The organism is Olivibacter sp. CPCC 100613 (assembly GCF_036959255.1).
In the GTDB taxonomy this organism is placed as follows: Bacteria; Bacteroidota; Bacteroidia; order Sphingobacteriales; family Sphingobacteriaceae; genus Olivibacter.
The window spans coordinates 1-1,620 of record NZ_JAWMTI010000029.1 but is presented as its reverse complement, the minus strand read 5'-3'; the positions used below and the strand labels follow the sequence as shown (position 1 = coordinate 1,620).

At 60.5% G+C, this 1,620-nt stretch carries 1 protein-coding gene; it reads left to right on the top strand.

Translation table 11 applies throughout. The annotated features are described in order from the left end of the window. Positions 1-59: 59 nt before the first annotated feature. A partial coding sequence (locus tag RYH73_RS26510; protein ID WP_442946153.1) for a non-ribosomal peptide synthetase occupies positions 60-1,620 on the top strand: 1,561 nt, incomplete at its 3' end.

Sequence of the window (1,620 nt, the reverse complement as noted above, 5' to 3'; positions counted from 1 at the left end):
AGGGTGCATGGGCCTACCTTCTGCACCGCTACACGGGGCGTAGGGACATTGTCTACGGGGTGACGGTATCGGGGAGGCCGGAGGACCTTTCGGGGGTGGAACAGCGGATCGGACTTTACATCAACACGCTTCCCCTGCGGACGGACATCGACGGGGAGTCGGGCGTTGGCGAGTGGCTGCGCGGGATACAGTCGGGGCAGTCGTCCAGCCGTGACTATCAGTACAGCAGGCTGAGCGAGGTTCGGCACTGGAGCGGGGTGGAGGGCGAGCTGTTCGACAGCCTGCTGGTGTTCGAGAACTATCCGGTGAGCCGGGCAGGCGGGGACGGTCTTGATCTTGTGAANCTGGGCTACAATGCGGACCTGATCGGGGGTGCCTACATAGAGAGACTGGCGGGACATCTCCGCCATGTGCTCGAACAGATGGTGGGTGAAGGCATACAGGTTAATGATATTGACATTCTAACAGAAGAGGAAAAGACCGGTCTTTTGACCGGCATGGGATACAAAGAAGCATTTTACCCTAAAGGGACGGTCATCGACCTTTTCCGGAAAGCGGTACGGGACTATGGTGAACGTAGGGCCGTTGTCTTCGGGGACCGCGTGCTGAGCTACGGGGAGCTGGATATGCTGACGGACCGGCTTGCCTCGCACCTCCGGGGCCTTGGCGTTGGAAGGGAGAGCCTTGTGGGTATCTGCATGGACCGTTCGGAATGGATGGTGGTTGGCATCGTGGGCATCCTGAAATCGGGGGGAGCGTATGTCCCGCTGGACCCGGGATACCCTGCCGAGCGGCTGTCCTATATGGTTCGGGATACGGAACTGACGGTGGTGGTCACGGACGGCATGGGCCGTGAATCGCTGTCCATGGTTGACGTAGCGGAACAGGTTGACGGGACTGATCCGTTGTGCTGGTCCACAGAGCCTCTGCCGGATTCAGTTGCACCATTACCGGACAGCCTGTGCTATGTGATCTATACGTCGGGATCCACGGGCAGGCCCAAGGGGGTAATGGTGGAGCACTGGCAGCTGCTGAACAGGCTGCTCTGGGCGGGGGATTTCTTCGGCATCCTATCGGATGACCGTATCCTTCAGAAGACGGTGACCACGTTCGATGTTTCGGTATGGGAGCTGCTGCTGCCGCTGGTATCGGGGGCTTCGGTGGTGGTGGCGAGCAGCGTTGCGCGGCGGGATGCCGCCGAGAGCGTTCGGATCATGGAGGAAGAGGGCATCACGGTGGTGCACTTTGTCCCGCCGATGCTGAACATGTTCCTGGAGGAGGCCGAAGGCGCCGGCCTTCCCTCGCTGCGCCACGTTGTGAGCAGCGGGGAGGAGCTCCTTGCGCACACTGCCGGACGTTTCCGGGAGGTGCTGCCGCATGTGGCGCTTCACAACCTCTACGGCCCGACCGAGGCGGCGATAGATGTAAGCTACTATACAATTCCCGAAGATATCCCTCCGGTTATCCCCATCGGTGTGCCGGTATGGAACACCATGCTATATATATTAAGTCCCGAAGGGGAACTTCAGCCATTGGGCGTACCGGGCGAGATCTGGATCGGCGGGGAGCAGGTTGCGCGGGGGTACCTGAACCGTGCGGAACTGACGGGTGAGCGGTTTG